Below are 17,185 nucleotides of genomic sequence, written 5' to 3' on the forward strand. Positions count from 1 at the left end.
GTGTCACTTTCGCTTTGGCAGCAGTGTCTTGCCCGATTGCAGGATGAGTTACCAGCCACAGAGTTCAGTATGTGGATACGCCCGTTGCAGGCGGAACTGAGCGATAACACGCTGGCTTTGTATGCGCCAAACCGTTTCGTGCTCGATTGGGTAAGGGATAAATACCTTAATAATATTAATGGATTACTCAATAATTTCTGTGGAGCGGATGCCCCACAGCTGCGCTTTGAAGTCGGCACTAAACCCGTCACGCAAACGCTGAAAACGCCGGTCAACAACGTTGTTGCGCCCGCCCACGTGGCTCAGCAAGTGCAACCACAACGTGCTGCTCCGGCGGCTCGTCCAGGCTGGGATAACGTCCCGGCTCCGGCAGAACCTACCTATCGTTCTAACGTCAACGTCAAACACACGTTTGATAACTTCGTTGAAGGTAAATCTAACCAACTGGCGCGCGCGGCGGCACGTCAGGTGGCGGACAATCCTGGCGGCGCCTACAATCCGTTATTCCTATATGGCGGTACGGGTCTGGGTAAAACCCACCTGTTGCACGCTGTCGGTAACGGCATTATGGCGCGTAAGCCAAACGCCAAAGTGGTGTATATGCACTCCGAGCGTTTTGTGCAGGACATGGTCAAAGCCCTGCAAAACAACGCGATCGAAGAGTTTAAACGCTACTACCGTTCCGTTGACGCGCTGCTGATTGACGATATCCAATTCTTCGCGAATAAAGAGCGATCGCAGGAAGAGTTTTTCCACACCTTTAACGCCCTGCTGGAAGGCAATCAGCAGATCATCCTGACCTCGGATCGCTATCCGAAGGAGATCAACGGCGTTGAAGATCGTCTGAAATCCCGCTTTGGCTGGGGACTGACTGTCGCGATCGAACCGCCTGAACTGGAAACGCGTGTTGCGATCCTGATGAAAAAAGCCGACGAAAACGACATTCGTCTGCCGGGTGAAGTAGCGTTCTTTATTGCCAAGCGTCTACGCTCTAACGTACGTGAGCTGGAAGGCGCACTGAACCGCGTGATCGCCAACGCCAATTTTACCGGCCGGGCGATTACTATCGATTTCGTGCGTGAAGCGCTGCGCGATCTGCTGGCTTTGCAGGAAAAGCTGGTCACCATCGACAATATCCAGAAGACGGTGGCGGAGTATTACAAAATCAAAATTGCGGATCTGCTTTCTAAGCGTCGATCTCGCTCGGTAGCTCGTCCGCGCCAGATGGCGATGGCGCTGGCAAAAGAGCTCACTAACCACAGTCTGCCGGAAATTGGCGACGCGTTTGGTGGGCGTGACCATACTACCGTGCTTCATGCCTGCCGCAAGATTGAGCAGTTGCGTGAAGAAAGCCATGACATTAAAGAAGATTTCTCCAATTTAATCAGAACATTATCTTCGTGACGCTATGAAATTTACCGTTGAACGTGAACATTTATTAAAACCGCTTCAGCAGGTCAGCGGCCCGCTGGGTGGACGTCCTACACTGCCTATTCTCGGAAACCTGCTGCTGCAGGTTGCTGACGGCACGCTTTCGCTGACTGGTACCGATCTCGAAATGGAGATGGTGGCGCGCGTGGCGTTGATCCAGCCCCATGAACCTGGTGCGACCACCGTTCCGGCACGTAAATTCTTCGATATTTGCCGTGGATTGCCGGAAGGCGCGGAAATTGCCGTTCAACTGGAAGGCGACCGTATGCTGGTGCGTTCTGGCCGCAGCCGTTTCTCGCTGTCTACGCTGCCTGCCGCCGACTTCCCGAATCTGGACGACTGGCAGAGCGAAGTCGAATTCACCCTGCCGCAGGCGACGATGAAGCGCCTGATTGAAGCCACGCAGTTTTCGATGGCGCATCAGGACGTACGTTACTACTTAAACGGCATGCTGTTTGAAACCGAAGGGGAAGAGCTGCGTACCGTGGCGACCGACGGTCACCGTCTGGCGGTTTGTTCAATGCCTGTCGGTCAGCCGTTGCCAAGCCATTCGGTGATCGTACCGCGTAAAGGTGTGATTGAACTGATGCGTATGCTCGACGGCGGCGATAACCCGCTGCGCGTGCAGATTGGCAGCAACAACATTCGTGCGCACGTTGGTGACTTCATCTTCACCTCTAAGCTGGTTGATGGCCGTTTCCCGGATTATCGCCGCGTATTGCCGAAGAATCCGGACAAGCATCTGGAAGCCGGTTGCGATATCCTCAAACAGGCGTTTGCGCGTGCGGCGATCCTCTCGAACGAGAAATTCCGCGGCGTGCGTCTGTATGTCAGCGAAAACCAGCTCAAAATCACCGCCAACAACCCGGAGCAGGAAGAAGCAGAAGAAATTCTGGATGTCTCCTATCCTGGTACAGAACTGGAAATCGGCTTTAACGTGAGCTACGTACTGGACGTTCTGAACGCGCTGAAGTGCGAGAACGTGCGGATTCTGCTGACCGATTCCGTATCGAGCGTACAGATTGAAGATGCCGCATCACAGTCGGCTGCCTATGTTGTTATGCCAATGAGACTGTAATGTCGCTCACCCGCCTGTTGATCCGCGATTTTCGCAATATCGAAAGCGCGGATCTCGCTTTATCCCCTGGCTTTAACTTCCTGGTTGGCGCGAACGGCAGCGGCAAAACCAGTGTGCTGGAAGCCATCTATACGCTCGGCCATGGCCGGGCGTTTCGCAGTTTGCAGATTGGCCGCGTGATTCGCCACGAGCAGGAGTCGTTTGTTTTACACGGGCGTTTGCAGGGTGAAGAACGTGAGACGTCGATTGGCCTGACGAAAGACAAACTGGGCGACAGCAAAGTGCGCATTGACGGCACTGACGGGCACAAGGTCGCAGAACTGGCACACCTGATGCCGATGCAGCTGATCACGCCAGAGGGGTTTACTTTACTCAACGGCGGCCCCAAATTCAGAAGAGCATTTCTTGACTGGGGATGCTTTCACAATGAAGCCGGATTTTTCACCGCCTGGAGCAACCTGAAGCGACTGCTCAAGCAGCGTAATGCGGCACTGCGCCAGGTGAGTCGTTATGAGCAACTGCGCCCGTGGGATAGAGAACTTATCCCGCTGGCGGAACAAATCAGCACCTGGCGCGCGGAGTACAGCGCCGGTATCGCGCAGGATATGGCGGATACCTGCCAGCAGTTTCTTCCCGAGTTTTCGCTCTCCTTCTCATTCCAGCGCGGCTGGGAGAAAGAGACTGATTATGCCGAAGTGCTGGAACGCAGTTTTGAACGCGATCGCATGTTGACCTACACTGCGCATGGCCCGCATAAGGCGGATTTCCGCATTCGCGCCGACGGTGCGCCGGTGGAAGATACGTTGTCGCGTGGGCAGCTAAAGCTGCTGATGTGCGCCTTACGTCTGGCGCAAGGGGAGTTCCTGACCCGTGAAAGCGGGCGGCGCTGCCTGTACCTGATAGATGATTTTGCCTCTGAACTGGATGACGCGCGTCGCGGACTGCTGGCCAGCCGCTTAAAAGCCACGCAATCTCAGGTCTTTGTCAGCGCAATAAGCGCTGAACACGTTATAGACATGTCCGATGAAAATTCGAAGATGTTTACCGTGGAAAAGGGTAAAATAACGGATTAACCCAAGATAAAATGAGCGAGAAACGTTGATGTCGAATTCTTATGACTCCTCCAGTATCAAAGTCCTGAAAGGACTGGATGCGGTGCGTAAGCGCCCGGGTATGTATATCGGCGACACGGATGACGGCACCGGTCTGCACCACATGGTATTCGAGGTGGTAGATAACGCTATCGACGAAGCGCTCGCGGGTCACTGTAAAGATATCGTGGTAACGATTCACGCTGACAACTCCGTGTCCGTTACCGATGATGGCCGTGGTATCCCAACCGGTATTCACCCGGAAGAGGGCGTTTCGGCAGCGGAAGTTATCATGACCGTTTTGCACGCAGGCGGTAAATTCGATGATAACTCCTATAAAGTTTCCGGCGGTCTGCACGGCGTGGGTGTTTCCGTCGTTAACGCCCTGTCACAGAAGCTGGAACTGGTGATTCGTCGTGAAGGCAAAGTGCATCAGCAAACTTACGTGCACGGTGTGCCGCAGGCGCCGCTGGCAGTAACCGGCGAAACAGAATTGACCGGGACTCAGGTCCGTTTCTGGCCAAGCCACGAAACCTTTACCAATGTTGTTGAATTTGAATACGACATTCTGGCGAAACGTCTGCGTGAGCTGTCATTCCTGAACTCCGGCGTCTCTATTCGTCTGCGCGACAAGCGTGACGGCAAAGAAGACCATTTCCACTACGAAGGTGGCATCAAGGCGTTTGTTGAATACCTCAACAAAAACAAGACGCCGATCCACCCGAATATCTTCTACTTCTCCACCGAAAAAGACGGTATCGGCGTTGAAGTTGCGCTGCAGTGGAACGATGGTTTCCAGGAAAACATCTACTGCTTCACCAACAACATTCCACAGCGTGACGGCGGTACTCACCTTGCAGGCTTCCGTGCGGCGATGACCCGTACCCTGAACGCCTACATGGACAAAGAAGGCTACAGCAAAAAAGCGAAAGTCAGCGCCACCGGTGACGATGCCCGTGAAGGCCTGATTGCCGTTGTTTCCGTGAAAGTACCGGATCCGAAGTTCTCCTCACAGACCAAAGACAAGCTGGTCTCCTCTGAGGTGAAATCGGCGGTAGAACAGCAGATGAACGAACTGCTGAGCGAATATCTGCTGGAAAACCCGTCTGACGCGAAAATCGTTGTTGGCAAAATTATTGATGCTGCACGTGCTCGTGAAGCTGCACGTCGTGCGCGTGAAATGACCCGTCGTAAAGGCGCGCTCGACTTAGCCGGTCTGCCGGGCAAGCTGGCGGATTGTCAGGAACGTGACCCGGCGCTGTCCGAACTGTACCTTGTGGAAGGGGACTCCGCGGGCGGTTCTGCGAAGCAGGGCCGTAACCGTAAAAACCAGGCGATTCTGCCGCTGAAGGGTAAAATCCTCAACGTCGAGAAAGCGCGCTTTGACAAGATGCTCTCCTCTCAGGAAGTCGCGACGCTGATCACTGCGCTCGGCTGTGGCATCGGTCGAGACGAGTACAACCCGGACAAACTGCGTTATCACAGCATCATCATCATGACCGATGCGGACGTCGATGGCTCGCACATTCGTACGCTTCTGTTGACCTTCTTCTATCGTCAGATGCCGGAAATCGTTGAACGCGGCCACGTTTACATTGCACAGCCACCGCTGTACAAAGTGAAAAAAGGCAAGCAGGAACAGTACATTAAAGATGACGAAGCGATGGATCAGTATCAGATCTCTATCGCTCTGGATGGTGCTACGCTGCACACCAACGCCAGCGCACCGGCCCTTTCCGGTGAGTCGTTAGAGAAACTGGTTTCTGAATACAACGCGACGCAGAAAATGATTGGCCGTATGGAACGTCGTTTCCCGAAAGCGCTGCTGAAAGAGCTGGTTTATCAACCGACGCTGCCAGAAGCCGATCTGGCTGATGAAGCGAAAGTTACGGCCTGGGTTTCCCAGTTGGTTAACGTGCTTAATGAAAACGAAATGCACGGCAGCACCTGGAATAGCTTCGTGCGTAAAGACGCTGAACTGAACCTGTTCGAACCGGTGATCCGGGTGCGTACCCACGGTGTCGATACTGACTATCCATTGGAGCATGAATTTGTGACCGGTGGCGAGTACCATCGTATTTGTACGCTTGGCGAGAAGCTGCGTGGGCTGATCGAAGACGATGCGTTTATCGAACGTGGCGAGCGTCGCCAGCCGGTTGCCAGCTTTGAGCAGGCGCTGGAATGGCTGCAGAAAGAGTCTCGTCGTGGCCTCGCTATCCAGCGTTATAAAGGTCTGGGCGAGATGAACCCGGAACAGCTGTGGGAAACCACCATGGATCCGGAAAGCCGTCGTATGCTGCGCGTTACCGTGAAGGATGCGATTGCTGCCGACCAGCTGTTCACCACGCTGATGGGCGATGCCGTTGAACCGCGTCGCGCATTTATCGAAGAAAACGCCCTGAAAGCGGCGAACATCGATATTTAAGCCAATCTGTAGGCCGGATAAGGCGGTTTACGCCGCCATCCGGCAAGACGTTGTATTGTGCCTGATGGCGCGTTGCTTATCAGGCCTACAAACGACAACCAATCTACAAAAAGGGGAATCTCGATTCCCCTTTCTATCCCCCTTTTCGTAGCTGTTTTTTGAGCGGAATCGCGTTAGCATGAGGACGGACTCATTTAATCCGGGGAACTCATGGCTATCAAACTTATTGCTATCGACATGGATGGCACACTTCTGCTACCCGATCACACCATTTCACCAGCGGTCAAAACGGCGATTGCCGCGGCACGCGCGCGTGGCGTGAATGTGGTGCTGACCACGGGACGCCCGTATGCCGGCGTTCACAGCTATCTGAAAGAACTACATATGGAACAACCCGGTGACTACTGCATTACCTACAACGGTGCGCTGGTGCAGAAAGCAGGGGATGGCAGTACCGTGGCGCAAACCGCGCTGAGCTATGATGATTATCGTTACCTGGAGCAGCTCTCCCGGGAAGTTGGCTCGCATTTCCACGCCCTCGATCGCAATACGCTGTATACCGCGAACCGTGATATCAGCTACTACACGGTGCACGAATCGTTTGTCGCGACCATCCCGCTGGTGTTCTGTGAAGCCGAGAAAATGGATCCCGCAACCCAGTTCCTGAAAGTGATGATGATTGACGAGCCGGAGATCCTCGATAAAGCTATCTCTCGTCTACCTGCGGAAGTAAAAGAGAAGTACACCGTGCTGAAAAGTGCGCCGTATTTCCTCGAAATCCTCGATAAACGCGTCAATAAAGGGACGGGCGTAAAATCGCTGGCCGATGCGTTAGGCATTAAAGCCGAAGAGGTGATGGCGATTGGCGATCAGGAAAACGACATCGCGATGATTGAATACGCAGGCGTGGGCGTTGCCATGGATAACGCTATTCCATCAGTCAAAGAAATCGCCAACTTCGTAACGAAATCTAACCTTGAAGATGGCGTCGCCTGGGCGATAGAGAAATACGTCCTTTCCTGATGCGTGTTATGCCTGGCCTCGGCTGGGCAATAACATTAAGATGTTATAAAACATATATTTATATTATCAGATGTGAAACCGCACATTAATACCTCCACATAGTACGTAACTTCTATACTCTCCCTTCTTCTTTTATATCTGGGCAATTCCTGCCTGCTACTAAACTTTCTTATGACAAACACAAGCATCCGCGTGGTGTTGATAACGTCTTCCTGTCTGGTTTTTCATGCCAGTGCCGCGACGGATTCCAGCTCAACAATTACACCTCTCTTTGGCTATCAGGATAACGGTCTGTCTGCGCCTGTACCGGAAAAAACGACGGTTAAACCTGCCGAAAACCACACCATTTTGCCCTTTTTAGGCGATGAAGCGCGTAAGCGCGGATATGAACTACCGGCACCGTTTGGCGTGAATATTAACTACATGAATATCCGACAAAATATTAATGTGGATAGTATTAACTTCAACGGTCTTTCCCTCGGTGGCCGCTCACTGGATAACGCGTTTAAAATTAGCGTCGGCAATACGCGCGAAAGCAGTAAAACCGAAACGCTGAAGCTGGATGCCTGGCTGCTGCCGTTTATGAACGTCTATGGCCTGATTGGCTATACCGATGGCCACTCCGTTTCGCAAATAGGCGTCGGGATAAAAGGCCCCCTTAAAGACCGCACACCAAGCAGTTTGCAGAATCTGGCGTTTCAGCTCGACTTTAAAGGCACCACCTACGGCGTAGGGACGACGCTGGTTGGCGGTGTAGGCAACTGGTTTACTGCTTTTGATGCCAACTACACCCAGACGCGGTTCGATATTCTGGATGGGAGTATTGACGCCTTAACCCTTTCTCCGCGCATCGGTTATCGCTTTACCACCCCCAGTGTGGATGCGCTGCACCTGCCATCCGGAAAGTTGAATCTATGGGTTGGCAGTATGTACCAGGACGTGCAGCAAGAATTTAGCGGTAGCCTTAACGATCTCACCATGCCGTCTGAAACGCTGCAAAGACTCGTGGATATCGCCAACAAAGACGGCAATGGCCGCTTTGACGTTAAACAGCATCTCCAATCCCCCTGGAACGTGCTGGTGGGCGCACAGTATGAAATTACCCGGAACTTCAACGTCACGACCGAAATCGGCTTTGCTGAACGTAACAGTTTCTTCATGGCGGGAGAGTATCGCTTTTGAGCCGTCTTACCCTCTTCCTGCTGTTCAACATGCTCTCCTGTACAGTGCGGGCAGCGTTGCCGAGCCGAGGCGAAGTTGACGGTTGGCTAAATAAGTTGGGTGCCAGTGATAGCTTTGACGCCAGCAAAGGCATTGACTGGGGCGTAATGCCGGGACCGTTTTATACCCCGGAGCTGGGGTTAGGGATCGGTACAGCGGTGGTGGGGATGTATCGCCCTGACCCGAATGATACGGTAAGCCAAAACTCGACGCTGACGCTCAGCGGCTATTTTAGCTCAACTGGCGCATTCGGTATCACGATGCAAAATTACGCATTTTTTGCCGACGATCGGTGGCGATTCTTTCTCAATGGCGCATTAACGGATACTCCAACCTACTACTGGGGGCAAGGTTTTAGCGCTGGGGATAAAGATAACCAAAAACAGCAATACACCGCTCAGGTTCTGGAGTTGCGTCCAACGTTGTATCGCCAGTTGGCACCCAATGTTTATCTGGGGCTTGGCTGGTCGCTGAACGCCCAGCACGCTACCCAAATGGACGATAACGATCCGCCCAACATTGAGCATACCGGGCAGGGGGCGTCGGTTCTCAGCTCCGGAAGTAGTGTCGAACTCAGCTGGGACGATCGTGATTTCGTTCCCAACCCGCGTAAAGGACAGTATGCCGATGTGCGCTATACCCGATTCACACCAGAGGTGGGAAGCGATACGCGATTTGATGAATATCAACTGCACTACAGCCGCTATCACTTGCTGGACGAGAACAATGTGCTTGCCTGGGAGATGGACGGCGCGTTTACCCAGGGCGATGTGCCGTGGAGCATGATGCCGCTGTTTGGCAGCAATCAGCGTATGCGCGGTTATTACGAAGGGCGCTATCGGGATAAAAACGCCGTCAGCGGGCAACTGGAGTATCGGCGGAAACTTGACTGGCGGCATGGTGTGGTTGGTTGGCTCGGTGCGGGCACGATGGGACCCTCTTTTCATGCGCTGGACGATGGACGCTGGTTACCGTCCGCCGGTGTGGGCTACCGCTTTGAATTTAAGCCCCGGGTGAATGTGCGTCTTGATTATGGGATTGGCAAAGGGAGCAGCGGTTTTTATTTTCAGGTTGGAGAGGCATTTTGATCAATAAGGTGGTGTTAATAGCGCTCTTATGGCTGGCAACGGCGATAGCCCGTGCGGCAATACCTGTAACTTTGCAGCTCGTTTCTACAGAGGATAAGGCCCAGGGTACTGCCTGGCCGGTAGTTTCGCCCCTCCCTGCACCTCAGGGATTACGTCCGTGCTGCGCGTTTGGCTACGACCTGCACGCACAGGTACTGCATATGCCGGTGCCATTTTATGAACTTGATAATGTTGTCACGATCGATAGCATCGGCGAGCACCGCTATAACGATAGCCTACTGTTAGGGCTAGCGAATCTGGCAGGGATCGGGCATGAGAATAACGGCATAGTGTATACCGCTCGCGGTGGCTTCATTGATACCGCACATGTCCGTGATACCGCAGACATGACGGCCTGGCTCTTTAGCCATCTTCTTCCACGGCTTGGTCAATCATTTACGCTGCGTCTGGATGATGAGCTTGCGCAACGGCATGTCGTATTTAACGCTTTCACACCCCCCACAGAGCCTGCTGATCGTTACGCGCTGGCGGCATGGATGGCCGCGCATCTGGCGTTTCAGCTCGCTGCCTGGCATGAAATTGCGCAATGGTATGGTTTTGAGTCTGTTCCAGGATTTTCGGAGGAGGTTTCTGCATTTTCCCCGGAAGATCTCTACTCAAATTTGTTGGGTGCCAGAATTGCGGTATCGCTGATCCTCAATGGGCAACTGGCAACAACGGAAATGTACGATGCGGCGATGAACAACGCGCTGCGCCAGGCGTTGATGCAATTGGGGGCAAAACCGGAAAAAATCACCCGCTTTCAGTTTGATATGCTGGATGGCAAATGGTGGAACAGCCAGCGTCGGGTACCAGAGAAATATTTGGTTCTGCACAGAAACTATGATGTGAGTGACTCGCGTTTACCGACGCCGGTACCGGGTGAACAAGCCTCGCCATTGAGACTGATGTTGCCACATCACTGGCGAGAATATTCCCTTGATGCGTTGGCACAACTCGAACTTTGGCCTGGCCGTACAATGGAGCGGCTGCCTACGCCAGGTTCCTGGTACACCGTCGCCAACTTTCCCGCGCTGGCTACGGTGGCACAAGGCCGTGACAGCGAGGTGAACTCAGTCCCTTAAGAAAACGCGCCACAATGTCATTGCCTTACTACGTTTTCTCTCACGTTTTTCTTTCACTGGCGGGCGGTTTTCTGATTTTGCCAAGGGAATATGCGCAACGCCGCTGCGCATAATCCATTTACGGGAAAATGCCGACGTCAGGGCCCGGCTTTTCAGGATTTTGCCATACAGTTTGAGACGTAACTTGTGGGTGGCTTTACGGTAAGCGTGATTCATATCTGGCGTATCCCGCAGCAGTACCGATTTGAGGATCTCCGCGCTGTCCAGCGCATAGCTAATCCCTTCCAGCGAGCTGGCGCTGATAAAACCGGCCGCTTCACCAATCAAAAATGCGTTGTCCTCGCCGCAGACGAAGTCTTTCCAGCGTGAGGGGAATAGCACCGTACATTTTTCACTTTTCACCGGTTTGCCGAACTGGAAATGGAACGCTTCCAGCTTCTCTTTCAGCGCGTCAAAGCGTGCCTGTCCGTCCTTCATGGGGTAGGCGCCACCAAAGATAAAATAGCCATCTTTGCTGATACTCCAGGAATAACAGTCAGTTGCATCGTTATCAAAAATACAGGAATAGAACGGTACGGGATGCTTTTCCGCAAACCATTGTTGAATAGCGACATATTTACGGATTTGGTGCTGTGGATAGAGATGACGGCGCACCAGTGAGTTCGCACCGTCTGCCCCCACCAGATAACGTGCAGTTATCTGCTGCTCCCAACCGTCGGCGCGGAAGATAACATGCCATTTATCGCCCTCGCGCCAGATTTTCCGGCACAGGCTGTCGTGATACACCTGCACATCATCAGGGATGAGAGATTTAAGCCATAAATCAAAAGCATGGCGGTTGATATTAATGTAGCTGCGCTGGTAGTTACGCGTCAAAGAAGCGGCAACATCAACCGTTTTAACGCTAAAAATCTGCGGGTTGGCGATAACATCAACGGGTAAGGTTATCCCGTCGCGGATAAACGAACGCTGGGCGTCCGGGGCCAGCAGACCGCCGCAGGGTTTAGTGAAACCTTCGTTGCCGCACTGGCGTTTTTTATCCAACGCAATCACGCGCATTTTTCCGCTCAACTGTCGCGCCAGCGCTGCGCCTGCCGGACCTAAACCGATAATCGCTACGTCAAAATGTTCCATCTTTCTGTCCGCAAAAATGAAGATGGCGATACGCTAAAGCCTGAAAGTGAAGTGCTTGTGAAGTATGATTGTTTTAATCGTCTTGTATCAGGGCATCCCATGAAGAAAATCACCTTTACGCCGCGTAATCATCAGCTTACCAATATCAATACCTGGACACCGGACAGCCAGTGGCTGGTCTTTGATGTGCGCCCTTCCGGCGCCTCTTTTACCGGTGAAACAATTGAGCGCGTCAATATCCATACTGGCGAGCTGGAGGTGATTTACCGGGCTACTCAGGGATCGCACGTTGGCGTGGTGACCGTTCATCCAAAGTTGGAAAAATATGTCTTCATTCACGGGCCTGAAAATCCTGATGAAACATGGCATTACGACTTCCATCATCGTCGTGGGGTGATTGTTACGCAGGCTGGGGTGGAGAATCTGGATGCAATGGATATTACTGCGCCCTATACGCCAGGTGCGCTGCGCGGCGGGAGTCATGTGCATGTCTTTAGCCCGAACGGTGAGTTTGTCAGTTTCACCTATAACGACCATGTACTGCATGAGCGCTCTCCGGCGCTCGATTTACGCAACGTCGGCGTGGCTGCACCGTATGGTCCGGTGAAGGTCTCCGCGCAGCATCCGCGTGAATACAGTGGCAGCCATTGGTGCGTGCTGGTGAGCCAGACGACACCAACGCCAAAACCGGGTAGCGATGAGATTAACCGCGCCTATGAAGAGGGCTGGGTTGGAGAAAACAGGCTGGCGTTTATCGGTGATACGCTATCAGCCACTGGCGAGAAAGTACCAGAGCTGTTTATTGTTGATTTGCCACAGGATGAAAGCGGCTGGAAACAGCCGGGGGACGCGCCTCTGGAGGGGACTGACATGACCATGCCTGCGCCGCCATCCGGTATTCGCCAACGCCGTCTGACGTTTACCCATGAGCGCGCCTTCCCGGGGCTGGTGAATCAGCCTCGCCACTGGGTACGCAGTAATCCAAAGGCATCTGAGATTGCGTTTTTAATGCGTGATGACAACGGTATTGTACAGCTATGGCTGATTTCTCCACAGGGTGGATCGCTGCGTCAGCTTACCCAGTGCGCTACGAATATTCAGTCAGCCTTTAACTGGCACCCATCGGGGAAATGGCTGGGATTTGTACTGGAGAACAGAATTGCCTGTTGTGATGTTCAAACGGGCGAGATTGATTTTTTAACGGAACGTCATGATAACCCGCCGTCGGCCGATGCGATCGTCTTCTCCCCTGATGGTCGACAGGTTGCGTGGATGGAAGACGTCGAGGGTTTCCGCCAGCTGTGGGTGACTGAAACCGGGCGTTAATTTATGGAGCAGACATTTCTGCCGGGGGAATAACGGCGTTCGTGGCCTGGGTTCTCTCCTCGCTCTTTTCTACGCGGGATCTCACCGAGTTATCTTTGCGAAAGAGATCCCAAGGTAGCAATACCGTATCGAGCACCGCGGTAAAAGGCATATCCAGAATCGCCAGCGACTTGGTTCCCCAGTTTGTATCACTTTCGCTAATCATTGTGGCACTGGCTCGCGTGCCAGGATACGTCCCTTCTTTACCACCTGTATGCGACATGATGCTGGAACAACCGCTTACAAACGCCATCCCACTACACATCGTCAGTGTTACCAACATTTTTTTAATCATCATTTATTCATCTGTATTTATCGTGTTTGCATGGTGAGTTAAAGCGATCCGTTGCGAAAATAACATCACCATTTCGTCGCACTGTGGCGGCCATCGCGATTTAACGAGAACAACTGCTCCCCCCAGTGTATGCAATAGACAACAAACTGCAAAAAAAGTCAGATGAATACGCTTGAAAAGTTTGTATTAAGACCCATTTTTAGAGTGTAGACAAATGAAGGGCATGCCTGATGGGTGTCCTGGCTACCTGACCTGTCCATGATGGAAGGTCAATTATTCTCGCTGATTTCAGGAGCTATTGATTATGCGTAACTTTGATTTATCCCCGCTGTACCGTTCTGCTATTGGTTTTGACCGTCTGTTTAACCTGCTGGAAAACAATCAGGGCCAGAGCAATGGCGGCTACCCTCCGTACAACGTTGAGCTGGTAGACGAAAACCATTACCGCATTGCAATTGCCGTTGCCGGTTTTGCTGAAAGCGAACTGGAAATTACTGCCCAGGACAATCTGCTGGTGGTAAAAGGCGCCCATGCGGACGATCAAAAAGAACGTACTTACCTGTATCAGGGTATTGCCGAGCGCAACTTTGAACGCAAGTTCCAGTTAGCGGAGAACATTCATGTTCGCGGCGCAAACCTGGTAAATGGTCTGCTGTATATCGATCTTGAGCGCGTGATTCCTGAAGCGAACAAACCGCGCCGCATCGAAATCAACTAATTCTGTAGGCCGCTTCAGGCGGCCTTGCTAAGTCATCGGCTTGCCGTCAGGGAGCCGAAAGGTACCTACTCGCTTCTTAGAAGGAGATTATTATGCGTAACTACGATTTATCCCCACTGCTGCGTCAATGGATCGGTTTTGACAAACTGGCCAATGCCTTGCAAAACACCGGTGAAAGCCAGAGCTTCCCGCCTTATAACATCGAAAAGAGCGATGATAACCACTACCGCATTACCCTTGCGTTAGCCGGTTTCCGCCAGGAAGATCTGGATATTCAACTGGAAGGCACGCGCCTGACCGTGAAAGGTACGCCGCAGCAGCCGGAAAAAGAGACCAAATGGTTGCATCAGGGGCTGGTCACTCAGCCGTTCAGCCTGAGCTTTACGCTGGCTGAAAATATGGAGGTCTCCGGCGCAAGCTTCACTAACGGCTTGCTGCATATTGATTTGACCCGGAATGAACCTGAAACCATTGCTCCACAACGTATCGCCATCAGCGAACGTCCTGCATTAGATAGTTAAATAGCTCCATGCCTTTGCCCCGCCAGAAATGACGGGGCTTTTTTGTGCTTTACCACCCATACATTGCGACTGTACTCTGCGAGAATCCATTTACTTAATGATGTTATTCACAGGGAACAGGATATGAGTGATATAGCATTGACGGTCAGCGTTCTGGCATTAGTGGCAGTTGTCGGGTTATGGATCGGCAACATAAAAATACGTGGCGTGGGTTTTGGCATTGGAGGCGTGCTGTTCGGCGGTATTATCGTCGGGCATTTTGTCGATCAGGCAGGGATGACCCTGAGCGGCGACATGCTGCATTTTATTCAGGAATTTGGCCTGATTCTTTTCGTCTACACCATTGGTATTCAGGTGGGGCCGGGCTTTTTTGCTTCTCTGCGCGTTTCGGGCCTGCGGCTGAATCTGTTTGCTGTGCTGATTGTCATCATGGGTGGCCTGGTCACCGCGATCCTGCATAAGATTTTTGCCATTCCTCTCCCTGTGGTGCTGGGAATATTCTCTGGAGCGGTCACCAATACCCCCGCGTTAGGTGCGGGGCAGCAAATTCTGCGCGATTTAGGTACGCCTGGCGATGTGGTTGACCAGATGGGGATGAGCTATGCCATGGCTTATCCTTTCGGCATCTGCGGAATTTTACTGACCATGTGGCTGATGCGCCTTATTTTCCGCGTTAACGTCGATGCTGAAGCCCAGCAGCATGAATCCACGCTGACCAACGGGCACGCACTGATTCAGACGATGAACATCCGCGTGGAAAACCCAAACATCAACAATATGGCGATTCAGGATGTCCCGATTCTGAACAGCGACAAAATCATCTGCTCGCGTCTGAAACGTGACGAGACATTGATGGTGCCGTCGCCAGGGACGATTATCCAGATGGGCGACCTGCTACACCTGGTCGGACAGCCTGCTGACCTGCATAACGCGCAGGTGGTGATTGGGCAGGAGGTAGACACATCGCTGTCTACGCGAGGTACCGATTTACGCGTCGAACGCGTGGTGGTGACCAACGAACAGGTACTGGGTAAACGAATCCGCGACCTGCATTTCAAAGAGCGTTACGACGTGGTGATTTCCCGCCTGAACCGCGCGGGTGTTGAGCTGGTAGCCAGCAGTGACGCCAGCCTGCAATTCGGGGATATCCTCAATCTGGTGGGACGTCCTTCGTCCATTGATGCCGTTGCCAATGTTGTGGGTAACGCGCAGCAAAAACTGCAGCAGGTGCAGATGCTGCCGGTATTTATCGGTATCGGGCTGGGTGTTCTACTGGGTTCAATCCCGCTGTTCATCCCGGGGTTCCCGGTGGCGTTAAAACTGGGTCTGGCTGGTGGCCCGCTGATTATGGCCCTGATCCTGGGGCGTATTGGTAGCATCGGTAAGCTGTACTGGTTTATGCCTCCCAGCGCTAACCTGGCGTTGCGAGAGTTGGGTATCGTGCTGTTTCTTGCAGTGGTGGGTCTGAAGTCAGGCGGTGATTTTGTCGATACCCTAACACAGGGAGATGGTCTGAGCTGGGTGGGTTACGGTATTTTCATTACCGCGATTCCGCTCATTACCGTGGGCTTGCTGGCGCGAATCTTTGCCAAAATGAACTATCTGACGCTGTGCGGCATGTTGGCTGGCTCAATGACAGATCCCCCGGCTCTGGCGTTTGCTAATAACCTGCATGCCACCAGCGGGGCGGCTGCGCTCTCCTACGCAACCGTTTATCCGCTGGTCATGTTCCTGAGGATTATCACCCCGCAACTGTTGGCGGTGCTCTTCTGGGGATTAGGTTAAAACTGACTTATCCGGCCTGCATCTCCTGTAGGCCGGATAAAACGCAACTCTACATCCGGTATTACAAACACCCTCTCTCTTTCCCATTGTCTCATCACCCGACTCGCCCTCTCGTTTGAGAATCAGGTTCATACTCCTTAACTGTTCCGGTATAACGACCAGACAACAATATTTAAGGAGCTGTCATGAAGATTTCTCGCCTTGGAGAAGCACCGGATTATCGCTTCTCGCTGGCAAATGAACGTACCTTTCTGGCGTGGATCCGCACCGCGCTCGGATTTCTGGCGGCGGGGGTTGGCCTTGATCAACTGGCCCCGGATTTTGCCACGCCGGTCATCCGTGAGGCGCTTGCCTTGTTGCTGTGTCTGTTTGCCGGCGGTCTGGCGATCTACGGCTACCTGCGCTGGCTACGTAACGAAAAGGCGATGCGATTGAAAGAAGACTTGCCCTACACCCACAGCCTGCTGATTATCAGCGTCATGCTGACTATTGTGGCGGTGATTGTCATGACGCTGGTGCTGTATGCCGGATAGCCGCAAATCGCGACGCATCGCTGACCCGGGGTTACAACCGGAGCGGACTTCACTGGCCTGGTTTCGCACGTTGTTGGGCTATGGCGCGTTAATGGCGCTGGCGATTAAGCACAACTGGCACCAGGCGGGAGTGCTGTTCTGGATATCGATAGTTGTGCTGGCGATAGTGGCGATTATCCTCTGGCGCTACACCCGCAGCCGTAATCTGATGGATGTGAGTCATAGCGATTTTTCTGAATCTCGCGCGGTGCGTGACAAATTTATGATCTCCCTCGCGGTGTTATCCCTCGCAATGCTGTTTGCTGTAACGCATGTTCGCCAACTTATCGTATTTATCGGGAATTTTGCATGAC

16 protein-coding genes and 1 other annotated feature are annotated in these 17,185 nt (G+C 52.8%); of the genes, 14 read left to right on the forward strand and 2 right to left on the reverse strand.

Annotated elements, in window-relative coordinates:
- The 8 genes from dnaA to GHC22_RS00040 all read left to right on the forward strand — a co-directional run bounded on the left by dnaA (position 1) and on the right by GHC22_RS00040 (position 10,481).
- Positions 1-1,404 (forward strand): chromosomal replication initiator protein DnaA, encoded by a 1,404-nt coding sequence (gene dnaA / locus GHC22_RS00005; RefSeq protein ID WP_003827078.1) that lies wholly within the window; start codon positions 1-3, stop codon positions 1,402-1,404.
- 4 nt (positions 1,405-1,408) lie between these two features.
- Positions 1,409-2,509 (forward strand): DNA polymerase III subunit beta, encoded by a 1,101-nt coding sequence (dnaN, locus tag GHC22_RS00010; protein WP_003023863.1) that lies wholly within the window; start codon positions 1,409-1,411, stop codon positions 2,507-2,509.
- On the forward strand, positions 2,509-3,582 hold the full coding sequence (recF, locus tag GHC22_RS00015) for a DNA replication/repair protein RecF (RefSeq protein WP_153751974.1): 1,074 nt from the start codon (positions 2,509-2,511) through the stop codon (positions 3,580-3,582). The genes dnaN and recF overlap by 1 nt, the downstream gene beginning before the upstream one ends.
- Before the next feature lie 28 nt (positions 3,583-3,610).
- A complete protein-coding gene (gyrB, locus tag GHC22_RS00020; RefSeq protein WP_008786542.1) occupies positions 3,611-6,025 on the forward strand; it encodes a DNA topoisomerase (ATP-hydrolyzing) subunit B in 2,415 nt (804 codons plus the stop codon).
- 210 nt (positions 6,026-6,235) lie between these two features.
- Positions 6,236-7,048 (forward strand): sugar-phosphatase, encoded by an 813-nt coding sequence (gene yidA / locus GHC22_RS00025; RefSeq protein ID WP_008786541.1) that lies wholly within the window; start codon positions 6,236-6,238, stop codon positions 7,046-7,048.
- A gap of 171 nt (positions 7,049-7,219) precedes the next feature.
- Positions 7,220-8,230 (forward strand): hypothetical protein, encoded by a 1,011-nt coding sequence (locus GHC22_RS00030; RefSeq protein ID WP_228553213.1) that lies wholly within the window; start codon positions 7,220-7,222, stop codon positions 8,228-8,230.
- Positions 8,227-9,357, forward strand: coding sequence for a BamA/TamA family outer membrane protein (locus tag GHC22_RS00035; RefSeq protein WP_370458800.1), 1,131 nt, complete (start codon positions 8,227-8,229; stop codon positions 9,355-9,357). Before GHC22_RS00030 ends, GHC22_RS00035 begins: the two co-directional genes overlap by 4 nt.
- Positions 9,354-10,481 (forward strand): DUF4056 domain-containing protein, encoded by a 1,128-nt coding sequence (locus GHC22_RS00040; protein WP_153751975.1) that lies wholly within the window; start codon positions 9,354-9,356, stop codon positions 10,479-10,481. The genes GHC22_RS00035 and GHC22_RS00040 overlap by 4 nt, the downstream gene beginning before the upstream one ends.
- Here GHC22_RS00040 and cbrA read toward each other — a convergent pair.
- Entirely contained in the window at positions 10,470-11,615 is a 1,146-nt protein-coding gene (gene cbrA / locus GHC22_RS00045) for a colicin M resistance lipid reductase CbrA (protein ID WP_008786537.1), read from the reverse strand. The genes GHC22_RS00040 and cbrA overlap by 12 nt on opposite strands.
- A 99-nt stretch (positions 11,616-11,714) precedes the next feature.
- Here cbrA and GHC22_RS00050 point away from each other — a divergent pair, with 99 nt between their 5' ends.
- Positions 11,715-12,941: a DUF3748 domain-containing protein gene (locus GHC22_RS00050; RefSeq protein ID WP_153751976.1), complete on the forward strand. Its 1,227-nt coding sequence runs from the start codon at positions 11,715-11,717 to the stop codon at positions 12,939-12,941.
- 1 nt (position 12,942) lies between these two features.
- On the opposite strand, the gene GHC22_RS00055 is transcribed toward GHC22_RS00050, so the two are convergent.
- Positions 12,943-13,275 (reverse strand): YceK/YidQ family lipoprotein, encoded by a 333-nt coding sequence (locus GHC22_RS00055; protein ID WP_003023879.1) that lies wholly within the window; start codon positions 13,273-13,275, stop codon positions 12,943-12,945.
- Positions 13,276-13,513: 238 nt separating this feature from the next.
- Positions 13,514-13,586, forward strand: a sequence feature (ROSE (Repression Of Heat Shock gene Expression) occurs in the 5'-region of heat shock genes and acts as an RNA thermometer to modulate expression.).
- Here GHC22_RS00055 and ibpA point away from each other — a divergent pair.
- The 5 genes from ibpA (at position 13,580) to GHC22_RS00080 (ending at position 17,184) form a co-directional block, all read left to right on the forward strand.
- Complete coding sequence (ibpA, locus tag GHC22_RS00060) at positions 13,580-13,993, forward strand: small heat shock chaperone IbpA (RefSeq protein ID WP_003023882.1); 414 nt, start codon at positions 13,580-13,582, stop codon at positions 13,991-13,993. It overlaps the preceding feature by 7 nt.
- Positions 13,994-14,085: 92 nt before the next feature.
- On the forward strand, positions 14,086-14,514 hold the full coding sequence (gene ibpB / locus GHC22_RS00065; RefSeq protein ID WP_003827096.1) for a small heat shock chaperone IbpB: 429 nt from the start codon (positions 14,086-14,088) through the stop codon (positions 14,512-14,514).
- A 123-nt stretch (positions 14,515-14,637) separates the two neighbouring features.
- Positions 14,638-16,299, forward strand: a complete 1,662-nt coding sequence (locus GHC22_RS00070) for a putative transporter (RefSeq protein ID WP_071444544.1) — start codon at positions 14,638-14,640, stop codon at positions 16,297-16,299.
- Positions 16,300-16,484: 185 nt separating this feature from the next.
- Positions 16,485-16,832, forward strand: coding sequence for a YidH family protein (locus GHC22_RS00075; protein WP_003023888.1), 348 nt, complete (start codon positions 16,485-16,487; stop codon positions 16,830-16,832).
- Complete coding sequence (locus GHC22_RS00080) at positions 16,822-17,184, forward strand: DUF202 domain-containing protein (protein ID WP_008786533.1); 363 nt, start codon at positions 16,822-16,824, stop codon at positions 17,182-17,184. The genes GHC22_RS00075 and GHC22_RS00080 overlap by 11 nt, the downstream gene beginning before the upstream one ends.
- Position 17,185: the final 1 nt, after the last annotated feature.

Source organism: Citrobacter sp. H12-3-2, assembly GCF_009649895.1.
Taxonomy (GTDB): Bacteria; Pseudomonadota; Gammaproteobacteria; order Enterobacterales; family Enterobacteriaceae; genus Citrobacter; species Citrobacter portucalensis.

What these genes read in the sequence shown, in the direction of transcription:
- dnaN (WP_003023863.1), top strand. Translation starts at nt 1,409, where the DNA reads ATGAAATTTACCGTTGAACGTGAACATTTATTAAAACCGCTTCAGCAG.
- recF (WP_153751974.1), top strand. Translation starts at nt 2,509, where the DNA reads ATGTCGCTCACCCGCCTGTTGATCCGCGATTTTCGCAATATCGAAAGC.
- gyrB (WP_008786542.1), top strand. Translation starts at nt 3,611, where the DNA reads ATGTCGAATTCTTATGACTCCTCCAGTATCAAAGTCCTGAAAGGACTG.
- yidA (WP_008786541.1), top strand. Translation starts at nt 6,236, where the DNA reads ATGGCTATCAAACTTATTGCTATCGACATGGATGGCACACTTCTGCTA.
- GHC22_RS00030 (WP_228553213.1), top strand. Translation starts at nt 7,220, where the DNA reads ATGACAAACACAAGCATCCGCGTGGTGTTGATAACGTCTTCCTGTCTG.
- cbrA (WP_008786537.1), bottom strand. Translation starts at nt 11,615, where the DNA reads ATGGAACATTTTGACGTAGCGATTATCGGTTTAGGTCCGGCAGGCGCA.
- GHC22_RS00050 (WP_153751976.1), top strand. Translation starts at nt 11,715, where the DNA reads ATGAAGAAAATCACCTTTACGCCGCGTAATCATCAGCTTACCAATATC.
- GHC22_RS00055 (WP_003023879.1), bottom strand. Translation starts at nt 13,275, where the DNA reads ATGATTAAAAAAATGTTGGTAACACTGACGATGTGTAGTGGGATGGCG.
- ibpA (WP_003023882.1), top strand. Translation starts at nt 13,580, where the DNA reads ATGCGTAACTTTGATTTATCCCCGCTGTACCGTTCTGCTATTGGTTTT.
- ibpB (WP_003827096.1), top strand. Translation starts at nt 14,086, where the DNA reads ATGCGTAACTACGATTTATCCCCACTGCTGCGTCAATGGATCGGTTTT.
- GHC22_RS00070 (WP_071444544.1), top strand. Translation starts at nt 14,638, where the DNA reads ATGAGTGATATAGCATTGACGGTCAGCGTTCTGGCATTAGTGGCAGTT.
- GHC22_RS00075 (WP_003023888.1), top strand. Translation starts at nt 16,485, where the DNA reads ATGAAGATTTCTCGCCTTGGAGAAGCACCGGATTATCGCTTCTCGCTG.
- GHC22_RS00080 (WP_008786533.1), top strand. Translation starts at nt 16,822, where the DNA reads ATGCCGGATAGCCGCAAATCGCGACGCATCGCTGACCCGGGGTTACAA.